This is a genomic window from Modestobacter lapidis (genome assembly GCF_054780755.1).
Genome location: NZ_BAAGVS010000023.1, coordinates 14931 through 29486 on the forward strand (window position 1 = coordinate 14931; position 14556 = coordinate 29486).

The 14556-nt window shown below is 74.2% G+C and carries 13 protein-coding genes and 1 pseudogene; 3 read left to right on the forward strand and 11 right to left on the reverse strand.

What is annotated here, in order from left to right:
* Positions 1–125 precede the first annotated feature (125 nt).
* The 6 genes and pseudogenes from ACYVG5_RS17750 to rimP form a co-directional block, all read right to left on the reverse strand.
* Positions 126–422 (reverse strand): DUF503 domain-containing protein, encoded by a 297-nt coding sequence (locus ACYVG5_RS17750; RefSeq protein ID WP_222049297.1) that lies wholly within the window; start codon positions 420–422, stop codon positions 126–128.
* 133 nt (positions 423–555) lie between these two features.
* On the reverse strand, positions 556–2391 hold the full coding sequence (gene infB, locus ACYVG5_RS17755; RefSeq protein ID WP_460683416.1) for a translation initiation factor IF-2: 1836 nt from the start codon (positions 2389–2391) through the stop codon (positions 556–558).
* Between the two features lie 1020 nt (positions 2392–3411).
* A pseudogene (locus ACYVG5_RS17760) lies at positions 3412–3552 on the reverse strand (translation initiation factor IF-2 N-terminal domain-containing protein); the annotation flags it as partial.
* Between the two features lie 61 nt (positions 3553–3613).
* Entirely contained in the window at positions 3614–4006 is a 393-nt protein-coding gene (locus ACYVG5_RS17765; RefSeq protein WP_222049295.1) for a YlxR family protein, read from the reverse strand.
* Between the two features lie 8 nt (positions 4007–4014).
* The gene (gene nusA / locus ACYVG5_RS17770; protein ID WP_222049294.1) at positions 4015–5130 is read right to left on the reverse strand and encodes a transcription termination factor NusA; all 1116 of its coding nucleotides are present in this window, start codon (positions 5128–5130) and stop codon (positions 4015–4017) included.
* Entirely contained in the window at positions 5127–5825 is a 699-nt protein-coding gene (gene rimP / locus ACYVG5_RS17775; RefSeq protein ID WP_222049293.1) for a ribosome maturation factor RimP, read from the reverse strand. The genes nusA and rimP overlap by 4 nt, the downstream gene beginning before the upstream one ends.
* 283 nt (positions 5826–6108) lie before the next feature.
* On the opposite strand from rimP, the gene ACYVG5_RS17780 reads away from it, so the two are divergent.
* The gene (locus tag ACYVG5_RS17780; RefSeq protein ID WP_246630531.1) at positions 6109–6606 is read left to right on the forward strand and encodes a hypothetical protein; all 498 of its coding nucleotides are present in this window, start codon (positions 6109–6111) and stop codon (positions 6604–6606) included.
* Positions 6607–6636: 30 nt separating this feature from the next.
* Complete coding sequence (locus ACYVG5_RS17785; protein ID WP_222049292.1) at positions 6637–7116, forward strand: ferritin-like domain-containing protein; 480 nt, start codon at positions 6637–6639, stop codon at positions 7114–7116.
* 76 nt (positions 7117–7192) lie between these two features.
* Here ACYVG5_RS17785 and ACYVG5_RS17790 read toward each other — a convergent pair whose 3' ends face one another.
* The 5 genes from ACYVG5_RS17790 to dxr all read right to left on the reverse strand — a co-directional run bounded on the left by ACYVG5_RS17790 (position 7193) and on the right by dxr (position 13876).
* Positions 7193–9100 carry a penicillin-binding transpeptidase domain-containing protein gene (locus ACYVG5_RS17790; RefSeq protein WP_222049291.1) on the reverse strand — a complete coding sequence of 636 codons (1908 nt, stop codon included), beginning with the start codon at positions 9098–9100 and terminating at the stop codon, positions 7193–7195.
* A 58-nt stretch (positions 9101–9158) separates the two neighbouring features.
* A complete protein-coding gene (locus ACYVG5_RS17795) occupies positions 9159–10007 on the reverse strand; it encodes a GNAT family N-acetyltransferase (protein WP_222049290.1) in 849 nt (282 codons plus the stop codon).
* A gap of 40 nt (positions 10008–10047) precedes the next feature.
* Entirely contained in the window at positions 10048–11202 is a 1155-nt protein-coding gene (ispG, locus tag ACYVG5_RS17800) for a flavodoxin-dependent (E)-4-hydroxy-3-methylbut-2-enyl-diphosphate synthase (RefSeq protein WP_222049289.1), read from the reverse strand.
* Between the two features lie 90 nt (positions 11203–11292).
* Positions 11293–12648, reverse strand: coding sequence for a M50 family metallopeptidase (locus ACYVG5_RS17805; protein WP_246630530.1), 1356 nt, complete (start codon positions 12646–12648; stop codon positions 11293–11295).
* Between the two features lie 28 nt (positions 12649–12676).
* Positions 12677–13876: a 1-deoxy-D-xylulose-5-phosphate reductoisomerase gene (gene dxr / locus ACYVG5_RS17810; RefSeq protein WP_222049288.1), complete on the reverse strand. Its 1200-nt coding sequence runs from the start codon at positions 13874–13876 to the stop codon at positions 12677–12679.
* A 153-nt stretch (positions 13877–14029) separates the two neighbouring features.
* Here dxr and ACYVG5_RS17815 point away from each other — a divergent pair, with 153 nt between their 5' ends.
* Entirely contained in the window at positions 14030–14350 is a 321-nt protein-coding gene (locus ACYVG5_RS17815) for a DUF2631 domain-containing protein (RefSeq protein WP_222049326.1), read from the forward strand.
* The last annotated feature ends 206 nt before the right edge of the window (positions 14351–14556 follow it).

Below are 14556 nucleotides of genomic sequence, written 5' to 3' on the forward strand. Positions count from 1 at the left end.
GCGCCGGCGCGGGATGGACGGCACCGGCCGGGGCCCTGGTCCAGGGCCCCGGCCAGCTACACACGGCCCCCTCGCAGGGGCCCTCCGCGAGCTTGCGAGCGGTGGGAGGGCGAGGGGGTCCTTCCTCATTCGTCGGAGTCGGACACGAGCTGCCGGTGGGTCGACAGCAGCGTCACCTCCGGCCGCTCGGCCAGCAACCGCTCGCAGGCGTCGAGGACCTCGGTCGCCTGCCCCGCATCGCCGGCCACCGTCGCCACGCCGACCTGCACGCGGCGGTGCAGGTCGTTGCCCTCCACCTCCGCGGCGGCGACGGCGTAGCGGCGCCGCAGGTCGGCCAGGATCGGCCGGACCACGGCGCGCTTTGCCTTGAGCGAGTGGACGTCGCCCAGCAGCAGATCGGCGCTGAGCGTGCCGGTGAACATCCGGCTCCCTCCGACCTGCCGCTGGGGACGTCGTGCTGGAACATCCTCGCCGCCCCACCACTCGCACCCGGAGCGGGCCCCTTCGCAGGGGCCCGCTGCGAGCTCGCGAGCAGTGGGGGGCGAAGGGGTCCTTCTACTCTCGCGGCTTCTCGCGCAGCTCGAACGTCTGGATCACGTCGTCGACCTTGATGTCGTTGAACGACCCGAGGCCGATGCCGCACTCGTAGCCCTCGCGGACCTCGGTCGCGTCGTCCTTGAAGCGGCGCAGCGAGTCGACCGACAGGTTGTCGGCGACCACGGCGCCGTCGCGGACCAGGCGCGCCTTGGAGTTGCGCACGATCGTCCCGCTGCGGACCAGCGAACCGGCGACGTTGCCGATCTTGGGCACCCGGAAGACCTCGCGGACCTCCGCCGTGCCGAGCTGGACCTCCTCGTAGACGGGCTTGAGCATCCCCTTGAGCGCGGCCTCGATCTCCTCGATGGCCTGGTAGATGACCGTGTAGTACCGGACGTCCACCCCCTCGCGGTTGGCCAGCTCGGTGGCCTGCCCTTCGGCCCGGACGTTGAAGCCCAGGACGATGACGTCGTCGGCCAGCGCGAGGTCGATGTCGCTCTTGGTGATGCCACCGACGCCGCGGTGGATGACCCGCAGCGAGATGTCGTCGCTCACCTCGATCTTCATCAGCGCCTCTTCGAGCGCCTCGACGGTGCCCGAGTTGTCACCCTTGATGATCAGGTTGAGCTGACGGGTCTCGCGGAGCGCCGCGTCGAGGTCCTCCAGGCTGATCCGCTTGCGCATGGAGGCGTTCTGCGCGTTGCGGATGCGGGCCTGGCGGCGGTCGGCGATCTGCCGGGCGACGCGGTCCTCGTCGACGACGAGGAACGTGTCACCGGCCCGCGGCACGGAGGTCAGGCCGACGACCTGCACCGGCCGCGACGGCAGGGCCTCCTTGAGCTTGGTGCCGTGCTCGTCGAGCAGCGACCGGACGCGCCCGTAGGCGTCACCGGCCACGATCGAGTCGCCCTGGCGCAGGGTGCCGCGCTGGACCAGCACGGTCGCCACCGGGCCCCGGCCCTTGTCCAGCTTGCCCTCGATGACCACACCCTGGGGGTCCTGCTCGGTGTTGGCGCGCAGGTCCAGGGAGGCGTCCGCGGTCAGCAGGATCGCCGTCGTGAGCTCGTCGAGGCCCTGCCGGGTGGTGGCGGAGACGTCGACGAACATCGTGTCGCCGCCGTACTCCTCGGCCACCAGGCCGTACTCGGTGAGCTGCTGACGGATCTTGGCGGGGTTGGCCCCCTCCTTGTCGATCTTGTTGACCGCGACCACGATCGGCACCTCGGCGGCCTGGGCGTGGTTGAGCGCCTCGACCGTCTGCGGCATGACGCCGTCGTCGGCGGCGACCACGAGCACCACGATGTCGGTGACCTTCGCCCCGCGGGCACGCATTGCGGTGAACGACTCGTGACCCGGGGTGTCGATGAAGGTGATCGGCCGCTCGTTGTGCTCCAGCTCGGTGACGATCTGGTAGGCGCCGATGTGCTGGGTGATGCCGCCGGCCTCCTTCGAGACCACGTTCGTGTGGCGCAGCGCGTCCAGCAGCTTGGTCTTTCCGTGGTCGACGTGACCCATGACGGTCACGACCGGCGGACGGATGTCCCAGTCGCCTTCCTCGCCCTCCTCGTCACCGAAGGTGAGATCGAACGTCTCGAGCAGCTCGCGATCCTCGTCCTCCGGGCTGACGACCTGGATGACCCAGCCGATCTCGGAGCCGAGGAGCTGCAACGTGTCGTCGTTGACCGACTGCGTCGCGGTGACCATCTCGCCCAGGTGGAACAGGGCGGTGACCAGCGCGGCCGGCTGGGCGTTGATCCGCTCGGCCAGGTCGGTCAGCGAGGCGCCACGGGGAAGCCGGACGGTCTGCCCGTTGCCCCGGGGCAGCTGGACGCCGCCCATGGAGGGCGCCGCCATGGAGTCGAACTCCTGACGCCGCTGCTTCTTGCTCTTGCGCCCGCGGACCGGACCGCGACCACCGGGCCGCCCGAAGGCGCCCGCGGTTCCGGCACCCGAGCCACCACGGCCGCGACCACGGCCACCGCCGCCGCCACCGGGCCGGAAACCACCGGCCGGGGCGCCGCCGCCACCACCGGGGCCGCCGGCGCCGCCGCCGGGACGGAAACCGCCACCGCCACCGGGGCCACCGGGGCCACCGGGGCGGCCACGACCGGCCGGGGCGCCACCGGGGCGACCGCCGGGGCCGGACGGGCGTCCGGGCATCATGCCCGGGCTCGGGCGCTGCGGCATCATGCCCGGGTTGGGACGCGGCCCACCGGGACCGGCCGCCGGACGGGGACCGCCGGGACCGGCCGAGGGGCGCGGCCCGCCGGGACCGGGACGCGGGCCGCCGGCACCCGGAGCGGGACGGGGACCGCCCTGCCCCGGTGCACCCTGACCGGGTACGCCCTGGCCGGGAGCACCGGCACCGGGCGCAGCCGGACGACCGGGCGCGGCCGGGCGGGGTGCGCTGCTGAAGGGGTTGTTGCCCGGACGCGGCGCCGGACGAGGGCCGGGCCGCGGGCCGGCCGCGGCGGGACGCGCCGCACCGGGGGTCGGTGCGGCCGGACGGGCACCCTGCGGCGGAGCCGCCGGGGGCTGCTGCGGCGGAGCCGCCGGGGGCTGCTGGGCCGGAGCGGGCGGCTGCTGCGCCGGAGCGGTCGGCTGCTGCGCAGCAGGCTGCTGCGGAGCGGGACGCGGCCCGGGCCGCGGGCCGGGTGCCGGAGCCACCGGGGCGGACGCCGCCGGGGACTGCTGCACCGGGGGTGCGACCGGCGCCGCCGGCGCCTGCGGAGCCGGGCTGGGCGCAACCGGCGCCGAGGCGACCGGGGCGGGCGTGGGGGCCGCGGGCTGCGGCGCCGGCGCGGACGGACGGGGGCCGGGTCGGGGGCCGGACGCGCCGTTGCCCCCACCACCGGAGCCGGAGTACGCCTCACGCAGCCGCCGGGCCACGGGGGCCTCGACGGTGGACGAGGCGGACTTCACGAACTCGCCCTGCTCCTTGAGCTTGGCGAGCACTGTCTTGCTGTCGATACCGAGCTCTTTCGCGAGCTCGTGTACGCGGGCCTTGCCTGGCACGGGTCTCCTCTTGGTGAGGCCGGCGGCTGGCCCGCTCGACCCCTAAGTCAGTGGTACATGGTCATCGTGACGACTTCACAGGTGGCTCATCCGAGGACGTCCTGCTCTCGACGTGCGGACCGGCCGGGTGCCGGTCCGTCGGTGGTCCTGCCATGGTGCGCCCGCCGGGGTGCACCCCGGCAACCGGTCGGGTGACCTGTTGCGCGACGTGCTCCTCCAGCGGACCGGTCTCCAGCGGCGTGCTGCACCGCAGCGCGCGCGGGAAGGCCCGCCGCCGGACCGCTGCGCGCAGGCACTCCGCGGTGGGGTGCAGTGACGCACCCCGACCGGGGAGCCGCCGCCCGGGATCCGGGGTCAACCCGGAGTTCCGCACGACGACCCGCAGCAGTTCGGTGACCGGAGCGCGTCCCCGGCACCCCACACAGGTGCGGACCGGGGTCGACGGGTCGGCCATCGTGAAGTCTAGCGCGCCGTCGAGCCGGGATGTTCCGCGCGCCGCGCAGGCGGTCGCGCACCGCCCGACGGGACGCGGCCGGGCGGCCGCGCGCCGGAACGCAGCGGCGCCCGCCCGACACCCGGCGACGCCGGGCCCTCGGCGCCATCGGGCTGCGCATCGCTGCGGATGTCGATCCGGCAGCCGGTGAGCCGGGCCGCCAGCCGGGCGTTCTGCCCCTCCTTGCCGATGGCGAGGGAGAGCTGGTAGTCGGGCACGACGACCTGCACGGCCCGGGCGGCGGGGTCGACCACCCGGGCGCTGGTCACCCGGGCCGGGGAGAGCGCCGAGGCGACGAACGAGGCGTCGTCGTCCGACCAGTCGACGATGTCGATCTTCTCGCCGTGCAGGTCGCTCATCACGTTGCGCACCCGCTGGCCCATCGGCCCGATGCAGGCGCCCTTGGCGTTGAGCCCGGGCACCGAGGTGCGGACGGCGATCTTCGACCGGTGTCCCGCCTCGCGGGCCACGGCCATGATCTCCACGCTGCCGTCGGCGACCTCGGGCGCCTCCAGCGCGAACAGCTTGCGCACCAGGTTCGGGTGCGTCCGGGACAAGGTGACCTGGGGTCCACGGAACGTGCGCGCCACCGAGACCACGTAGGCCTTGATCCGGCTGCCGTGCTTGTAGTCCTCGCCGGGGACCTGCTCGGTCGGCGGCAGGTTCGCCTCCACCTTGCCGATGTCGACCAGCACCATGCCCTGGATGTTGCGGCGGTCGTGCGCCTGCACGATGCCGCTGACGATGTCGCCCTCCTTACCGGCGTACTCGCCGAAGGTCTGCTCGTGCTCGGCGTCCCGCAGCCGCTGGATGATGACCTGCTTGGCGGTGCTGGCCGCGATCCGGCCGAAGTCGCGGGGGGTGTCGTCCCATTCGTGCACGACCTCGCCGTCGGGGCCGAGCTCCTGGGCCAGCACGGCGACCTCACCGCTCTTGCGGTCCACGTGCACGCGCACGTGCTTGGCGGCCCCCTCGGCGTGCCGGTAGGCGGTCACCAGGGCGGTCTCGATCGCCTGGAGCACGGTGTCCGCGGGGATGCCCTTCTCCCGCTCGACCGCCTTCAGTGCGGTCACGTCGATGTTCACTGCTCTCCTCCGGACCCGGTCGGGTGGCGCTGGTCCAGCGCCACCTCGTCCAGCTCGTCGATCTCGTCTGTGTCGATCTCGTCTGGGTGGATCTCGTCCTCGCCGGTGTCGTCGTCCGGCTCGTCGTCGGCGGGCCCGGTGACGACCAGGCCGGCATCCCGGTGCCCGGCCGGGCGGCTGAACTCCACCTGCACCCGGCCCTCACCCAGCTCTGCCCAGGGCACGGCGCGCTCGCCGACGGTGCGGCGCACCTGACCCTTCTTCGTGCCACCCTTCTCCACCGCGAGGACGACGCCGTCGTCGGTGACCCGCAGCAGCCGCGAGGTCACCTGCTCGCGGGCCGTCTCGGGCCCGACCTCCACGGTGACCAGGCGGCCGGCGTTGCGCCGCCAGTGGCGGGGCGCCGTCAGCGGGCGGTCCACCCCGGGGCTGGTGACCTCCAGCACGAAGGGCGCCCGGCCGGCGTCCTGCTCGTCGGCGTCGAGCACCTCGGAGACCGCCCGGCTGACCTCGGCGACGTCGTCGAGGCTGGTGCCCTCGTCCCGGTCGATGACGACCCGGACCACCGAGCGCTGGCCGGCCGCGCGGACGACCAGCTCCTCGAGGTCGTACCCGGCGGCGGTGACCACCGGCTCGACCGCGGCAGTGAGCCGGTCGGTGGTGCGGTCGGCGGCGGATGGTCCTCGGCTGGACACGGGCTGCCTCCTCGCTGTGCGCGTTGCTGTGCAGTCTGGTCGCCCGGACCGGCACGGGAGGCCGGAGCGACCCGGCGGTCTGCCGGCTCCGGTCGACGGGCCGGCGGCATGCTGCGCAGGAACCGTCAGGCTACCGCTCCCCGCGCGAGTCGACCGGGCGCACGGGCCGCACCCTGCCGGACCCGGCGGCACCGCGCCGACACCGGTCGTCACCGGGTCGTCGCCGGGTCGTTGCGGGGACGTTGCGGGGACGGGCCGCCGAGGACTGCGAGGATGGGCGGCGATGTCCGACTCCTCCCCCGGTGCCGTCCCGGCGGGCGCCTTCTCCCGGCGCGCGCTGCTGGCCGCCGCCGTGGCGGGGACGGCGGCGGTGGCCGCGGGCTGCACGTCGTCGGACGGCGACACCGCCGACGCGGTCACCCCCGCCCAGGTCGACCGGCTCGCCGAGCAGGTGGCGGTGCAGGCGGCACTGGTGGCGGCCTACGACCGCGCCTCGGCCGGCTCCGCCGAGGTGGCCACGGAGGTCGCCGTGCTGGCCGCCCAGGCCCGGGCGCAGCTCGAGCGGCTGGTGGCGGCCGCACCGGGGGCGGCGGCGGACCCGACCGCAGGACCCTCCTCGGCGCCGGGCGACCCGGCCGGGGTCCGGGCCCTGCTGCGCGCCGAGGTGGGCCGGGCGGCCGCCGCGCACGCGGCGGCCTGCCCGGACTTCACCGGCGCCCGGGCGGCGCTGCTCGGCAGCATCGCCGCCGGTCTGCGCGGGGCGGAGGGGCGGCTGGCATGAACACGCGACGACCTGGGAGGAGCGCCGCTCGTGGCTGACGGCGAGAGCACGCCGACCTCCGGGCGCACCGCGGTCGGCCCCGAGGAGGCAGCCCTGCAGGACGCGCTCGCCGCCGCCCACGTGGCGGTGTGGGGCTACGGCGTCGTCGGCGCCGCGCTGCCGGGAACCGACCGCGAGCCGGCCGACGTCGCGCTGGCCGCCCACCGCGACGTCCGCGACGAGGTGGCCGGGCTGCTGGACGCCCGGGGCGTGGACCCGGTGCCCGCCGAGGCGGCGTACGCCCTGCCGTTCCCGGTGCTGTCACCGGTCGACGCCGCCGCGCTGGCGGTCACCCTCGAGGACGGCGTCGCCGCGGCGTGGGCGTGGGTGCTGGACCAGGCCGGCGAGCGGTCCACCCGCGCGTGGGCGGTGGTCGTGCTGGCCGATGCCGAGGTACGGGCCGTCGCGTGGCGCGCCGCGGCCGGTCTGACCCCGGTCACCACGGCGTTCCCCGGCCTCCCCGGCTCCTGAGCAGCAGCCCCTGGAAGGGCCCCGGCCGGCCCACGCTTCGCGGGCTCCGGCCACGATCGGACGGGCCAGGGCGGTGTCAGAGGGCGCCGAGGAAGGTGTCGGCGACGTCCACCGCGACACTGCTGGACTGGCCCTCCTCGACGAGCACGGCGAAGGCGATGTCGCCCTGCGGCCCGCCGAGCTGGTAGCCCATGAACCAGCCGTGCGCGTCCGGCGGGGTGCCGGGGCCGAACTCGGCGGTGCCCGTCTTGCCGTACACCTCGCCGCGGTCGGCCAGGCCCGTGGCGGTCCCGGAGAGCACGACCTGGCGCATCATCGGCCGCAGCCCCTCCAGCACCGCGGCCGGTGGACCGGCCGGGGCCGGCCCTGCCACCGGTGCACCCGGCACCTCGACCGGTGCGGCCGGGGTGCCGCTGGCGATCCCGGCGGCGACGAGGGCGAGCTGCGCGGGGCTCATCAGCACCTGCCCCTGGCCGATCGCGTCGGCCGCCTTGGCGGTGCCGGTGCTCGTGGTGGGTACCTCGCCGCTGAATACGTCCACCGGCAGCTGCCAGTCGCTGCCGACCCCGTAGGAGGCGGCGGCGGCGGCCAGGGCGCCGTCGGGCAGGGTCAGGGCCTGCTGGATGAAGGTCGTGTTGCACGACTGCGCGAAGGCCTCGGTGAAGGGCACGGTGCCCAGGTCGAACTGGTCCTCGTTCTCGAACTCCCGGCCGTCGACCACGGTGGTGCCGGGGCAGGCCACCGGGGACGACGGGGCCACGGTGCCGGCCGACAGCAGCGCGGTCGCCGTCACCGTCTTCATGCTCGAGCCGGGCGGGAACCGGCCGGTCAGCGCGTTCGTCGGGTTGGCCGCCGCGTTGGAGCTCACCGCCAGCAGCTCCCCGGTGCCCGGGCGGACGACCACCAGGTGGGTGGCCAGTGGCTGGGTGGCGACGGCGGCGTCCGCGGCGTTCTGCAGCGCCGGCACCAGGGGCGTCTGCACCGGTGTCCCCGGGACGGGGTCCACCGAGCCGACGACCACACCGGTGTCCTCGAGTGCCTCGTCGTCGCTGACCACCGAGACGCTGAACCCGGGCGTGCCGGCCAGCTGGGTCTGGAAGGCGCGCTGCAGACCGCTGGTGCCGAGCACGTCACCGGCTGCGTACCGCGGCTCGCCGTCGTCGTCCACCGTCTCCTCCAGGACCTCCGCGGTCGCGGGTGCCACCCGGCCCAGCAGCGCGAGGGCGAAGCGGGAGGTGGGCGCCAGGGATCGGGTCTCGGTGGGGAACACGGCGCCGGGCAGGTCGAAGACCTGCGCGCGGATGGCCTCGAAGTCCGGTCGGCGGAGGCTGATGACGGGCACGAACTGCCCGGCCGGTGCGGCCTGCACGTCGGCGACGATCTCCTCGGCGGCGATACCGGTGGCGGCCGACAGGCCGGCGGCCAGCGACGGCAGGTCGGTCACCTGGCCGGGGTCGATCCCGACGTTGACGATCTCGGTGGGGGTGAACAGCGCGGCGCCCGCGCCATCGGTGATCGGGGCGCGCCCGGCGAGGGTGCGGCTGAGCTCGAGGTGCTGCCCCTCCCCCAGCTCGGGATGCACGATCGTCGGTGCGGACACCACCTGCCAGGAATCCCCCGCCTCGGTGAGGTCGAGCGCGGCCGAGTAGGTCCAGTCGGGGGCGGCGACCAGGTCCCAGGTGGCCTCCCAGGCGACCGTCGCCTCCCCGTCCTCGACCACGACGTCACCGACCTCGGCCGTCAACGTCGCGTCGGGCAGGTCGGTGGCCGTCCGGGTCAGCAGCGTGGTCGTCGCCGCCGGGTCGGTGGTCTGCGTCGCGGCGGCCTCGGTGTCGCCCGCGGTCCAGTCGTCGAGAAACGCCTGGGCGGCCGCGCGGACGTCGTCGGACGGGTCGCTCGAGCACCCGGCCAGCACCGGCGCCACGACCAGCAGCGCCACTCCGGCCGACCCGATGACCTGCGCCGTCCCCCGCCGTCTCCGCACCTCCCCACCTTGGCAGACACCGGCGACCGGGCCGAGCACCCGGCACCGAGATCCTTCTTCAGAAGAGGATGGAGGCGTAGGTGCCGACCTGGCTGAAGCCGACCCGGGTGTAGGCGGCGCGGGCCGTCTCGTTGTAGTCGTTGACGTAGAGGCTGACCACCGGGGCGATCGTGGTCCGGGCGTACTCGACGACGGCCGCCGTGCCGCGCTGACCGATCCCGCGGCCACGCCACCGCGGCGCCACCCAGACGCCCTGCAGCTGGCACGCCTCGCGCGACACGGCCCCGACGTCGGCCTTGAACACCACCTGGCCGTCCTCGATCCAGGCCAGCGCCAGGCCGGCGCAGACCAGCTCGGCGACCCGGGCGCGGTAGCCGGCGCCACCGTCGATCCGGAGGGGGCTGATGCCGACCTCCTCGGTGAACATGGCCACCGCCGCGGGCAGGAGGACGTCGAGCTGGTCGGGGCGGACCGGCCGCACCCGGGCCTCGGCCGGCACCGCCGGCGGCCCCTCGATGGCCATCAGCGGCTGGTGGGCCCGGACCTCGCGGGCCGGCCCCCAGGACGGCGCCAGCAGCTCCCACAGCGGCGTCACGGCCGAGGCCGGGCCGACGACGGTGGAGCACCGCCGACCGGCCCGGCGGGCCCGTTCGGCGAAGGCCACCGCCGCGGCGCGCTCGGCGCCGGGGCGGGCGAAGGGGATCAGGTTGGCGCCGGCCAGGCACACCGCGTCCAGCTGCCGCCCGGAGTACAGGCCCCACAACGGAGCCCCCAGCGACGTGCCGGTGCCGTACACCTCGACCCGGCCGGCGAGCATGCAGGCGCCGACCGGGTCGGTGGCCAGCAGTTCCCGGACCGCTGCCTCGTCGTCCTCGTGCAGGACGCGCGCCGATGCCGACCGCAGCACCTCCAGCGCTCCCGTCCTCGGCCCTGGGCCGTCGTCGTCCTCAGCTGACCGTCACGACCGGCGGACCCGACGGGTTGCCGACGTCGACCTGCTCGGCGGCGATGCGCATGGCCTCCTCGATCAGGGTCTCGACGATCTGCGATTCCGAGACGGTCTTGATGACCTCGCCGCGGACGAAGATCTGGCCCTTGCCGTTGCCGGAGGCGACGCCGAGATCGGCCTCCCGGGCCTCGCCCGGTCCGTTGACGACGCAGCCCATGACCGCGACCCGCAGCGGCACCTCCATGCCCTCGAGCCCGGCGGTGACCTCGTTGGCCAGCTTGTAGACGTCGACCTGGGCCCGGCCGCAGGACGGGCAGCTGACGATCTCCAGCCCGCGCTGGCGAAGGTTCAGCGACTCCAGGATCTGGTTGCCGACCTTCACCTCCTCCACCGGCGGTGCCGACAGCGACACCCGGATCGTGTCGCCGATGCCGCGGGACAGCAACGCCCCGAAGGCCACGGCGGACTTGATCGTGCCCTGGAAGGAGGGCCCGGCCTCGGTGACGCCCAGGTGCAGCGGGTAGTCGCACTGCTCGGCCAGCAGCTCGTAGGCCCGCACCATGACGACCGGGTCGTTGTGCTTGACCGAGATCTTGATCTCGCGGAAGTCGTGCTCCTCGAACAGCGAGCACTCCCACAGCGCGGACTCGACCAGCGCCTCGGGTGTCGCCTTGCCGTACTTGGCCAGCAGCCGGCGGTCCAGCGAGCCGGCGTTGACGCCGATCCGGATCGGGGTGCCGGCGTCCTTGGCGGCCTTGGCGATCTCGCCGACCTTGTCGTCGAACTTCTTGATGTTGCCGGGGTTGACCCGGACGGCGGCGCAGCCGGCGTCGATCGCGGCGAAGACGTAGCGCGGCTGGAAGTGGATGTCGGCGATCACCGGGATCTGCGACTTCTTCGCGATGATCGGCAGCGCCTCGGCGTCGTCGGTGTCGGGCACCGCCACCCGGACGATCTGGCAGCCGGACGCGGTCAGCTCGGCGATCTGCTGCAGCGTGGCGTTGATGTCGGCGGTCTTGGTGGTGCACATCGACTGCACGCTGACCGGGGAATCGCTGCCCACCCCGACCCCGCCGACGTCGAGCTGCCGGGTCGCGCGGCGAGGGGCGAGGACGGGCGGCGGCAGGGCAGGCAGCCCCAGAGAGACGGTCACGTGCGCTCCTCGCTGACGCTCGTCGGCCTCGTGACCGACGGTGCTGTGCTCGATGGTTCGTTCGCAAGCTCACTCACAACCAGAAGTCTCCTACTGCGAGAGCGTGAGGGGGTTGACGATGTCGGCGATGAACAGCAGCCCGGACAGCACGATGAACAGCCCGGCGACGACGTAGGCGACCGGCATCAGCCGGGCGATGTCGAACGGGCCCGGGTCGGGCCGGCCGCGCAGCCGGGCCGCGACCGAGCGGGCCTTCTCGTAGAGCGCACCGGCGACGTGCCCGCCATCCAGCGGGTAGATGGGCACCAGGTTGAACAGGAACAGCACCAGGTTCACCCCGGCCAGCAGCGAGAAGAACGTGCTGATCTTCTCGGTGGTGGTGAAGCGCTCGAGGGCGAACACCTCACCGGAGATCCGGCTGACGCCGATGACGCCGATCGGTCCGTTGGGGTCTCGCTCCTCGCCCAGGAACGTGGCCCGGAACAGCTGCGGAATCCGCTCCGGAATCTCGATCAGCCGGTCCACCGACCGCTCGATGGTGTCACCGAGGAAGGCCGGGACGGCGGTGACCGGCTGCTGCACGTAGGTCTGCGCCGGACTGACCCCGACGTAGCCGACGCGGACCGTCTCGTCGCTCTGCGCCTCGAGGTAGACGCGGTTCTCGATCGGGGTGACGGTCAGGTCGCGCTCGGCGCCGTCCCGTTCCACGGTGAGCACGACCGGGGCGTCGATGCTGGCCCGGACGGCCTCCTGCAACTGCTTCCAGCCGGTGTCGGTCTCCTGCGACACCGGGCGGCCGTCGATGGCCACGATGGTGTCGCCGGGCTCCAGGCCGGCCGCGGCGGCCGGGCTCGGCGGCGGCAGCGCGCACTCGGCGCTGCCGGTCTCGCACCGCTCGCCGGTGTCGGTGATCGGTACCCGGCAGGGGTCGGCGGCACCTGCGCTGCTGGCACCGGCGGGCAGCACGCAGGCCGGGACCGAGGCGATCGTCGTGGTCGACTCCGGGATGCCGAAGCCGACCAGCACGACGGTGAAGAAGACGACGGCGAGCACCAGGTTGTGGAACGGACCGGCGAACATCACGATCACCCGCTGCCACCAGGGCTTCTTGTAGAAGACCCGGTCGCCGTCGGTCGGCCGCACGTCGTTGAGCGCCTGGCCGCGGACCTCGGCGATGAAGCTGCGCATCCGGGTGGCGCGCTTGCTCTCGCCCTCCTCGGCCGGCGGGATCATCCCGACGATGCGGATGTAGCCGCCCAGCGGAACGGCCTTGATGCCGAACTCGGTCTCCCCGCGGTGCCGGGAGAACACCGTCGGGCCGAAGCCGACGAAGAACTGCGGCACCCGCATGCCGAACTTCCGGGCCCAGAAGAAGTGGCCGAACTCGTGGAAGCCGATGGAGAACAACAGGCCGACGGCGAAGGCGACGATCCCGAGGACCGTCAACAGGAACCCGCTCAGTTCAGCCCCTCCGTCACATCCGCTGGCCGATCGCGGCGCGGGCGTGCTCCCGGGCCCACTTCTCCGCGGCCAGCACGTCCTCGACGCAGGTGGGGACGCCGAGGTCCGGCGCCTGGTCGAGCGTACCCGCGACGACCTGGACGATGGCTGGGAACGACAGGTGTCCGGCCGCGAACGCCGCCACCGCCTCCTCGTTGGCCGCGTTGTACAGCGCCGGGACGACGCCGCCGGCCTCCCCCGCCTGCCGGGCGAGGCGCACCGCCGGGAAGGCCACCTCGTCCAGCGGTGCGAACTCCCAACGGGTGGCGGCCGACCAGTCGAGGGCAGGCTGGACGTCGGGCAGCCGGTCGGGCCAGGCCAGCGCCAGGGCGATCGGCAGCCGCATGTCCGGTGGGCTGGCCTGGGCGATCGTCGCGCCGTCGGTGAAGGTGACCATCGAGTGCACGATCGACTGCGGGTGCACCACGACGTCGATGTCGGCGTAGGGGACGCCGAAGAGCAGGTGGGCCTCGATCAGCTCCAGCCCCTTGTTGACCAGCGTGGCCGAGTTGATCGTCACGACCGGGCCCATGTCCCAGGTCGGGTGGGCCAGGGCCTGCTCGGGGGTGACGTCGGCCAGCTCGGCCGCGGTGCGGCCGCGGAAGGGGCCGCCGCTGGCGGTGAGCACCAGCCGCGCGACCTCGCCGCGGGCACCGCCCCGCAGGCACTGCGCCAGGGCCGAGTGCTCGGAGTCGACCGGCACCAGCTGACCCGGTGCGGCCGCGGCGGTGACCAGCGACCCCCCGGCGACCAGGGACTCCTTGTTGGCCAGCGCCACGGTGCGCCCGGCCCGGAGCGCGGCGAGGGTGGGCCCGAGTCCGATGGACCCGGTGATCCCGTTCAGGACGACGTCGGCGGGGCGGGCGGCCAGCTCCTCGGCGGCGCGGGGTCCGGCAAGGATCTCGGGGAGCGCGTACTGCCCCTGCGCCCAGCCGCGCTTGGAGGCAGCGGCGTAGAAGGCGAGCTGCAGATCCTGGGCGGCCGTGGCGCGGGCGACCGCCACGGTGCGCACGCCCAGCGACAGGGCCTGCTCGGCGAGCAGGGCCACGTCGCCGCCACCGGCGGCCAGCGCGGTCACCCGGAGGTGGTCGGGGTTCTGCCGGGCCACGGCGATCGCCTGCCGGCCGATCGACCCGGTGGACCCCAGCACGGTGACCTTCCGCGGCGCGTTCACGGGTGCATCCTCGCAACACCCGCCCCCCGCCCGCCGGTCGCCGGGTGGCCGTTCGCCGGGCCTGGCATCATGCGTCGTGAGCGAGCGTGCGAGCTCACCGACCAGCACAGCAGCGCCGCGAACGCGGCCGACGAGCCCCAGCGAGGAAGCCACGTGAGTGAGCACAGCGGCCGTGGACAGGGCCACCAGACCAGCGCCCGGGTGATCGAGCAGCCCGCCCGGGTGGAGGGCATCGTGCGGGCCGGCGAGGCCCCGATCCAGCACGAGCGCCCCGAGGACTGGGGCTGGCACCACGAGATGGGCAAGTACGGCCGGATCGCAGCGCTCGTGCCGATCGCCTTCCTCGCCGCGATGGTCTTCGGCAACCACGAGGGCCAGGTGGAGGACCTCTGGTTGATCAGCCTGGCGGCCGTCATGGTGGTGCTCCTGATCTGGGACTCCCGCCGCCGGAAGAACGCCTGGCGCAAGAACTGAGCTCACGCCGCCGACTGCGGCGCCGCACGACCACGGAGGCCGCCTCCCCCACGGGGAGGCGGCCTCTGCCATTGGCATGTCCTGCCCGATTCCCGACTCCGTCCGCAGCAACGGGTGGTGCGGCTGTGACGGGATGGCCGGCCGGCCAGCGTGTCCTGGCAACCAGTGCCAAGCGGGCCCTGCCGGGCAGCTAGACAGAGACGGAC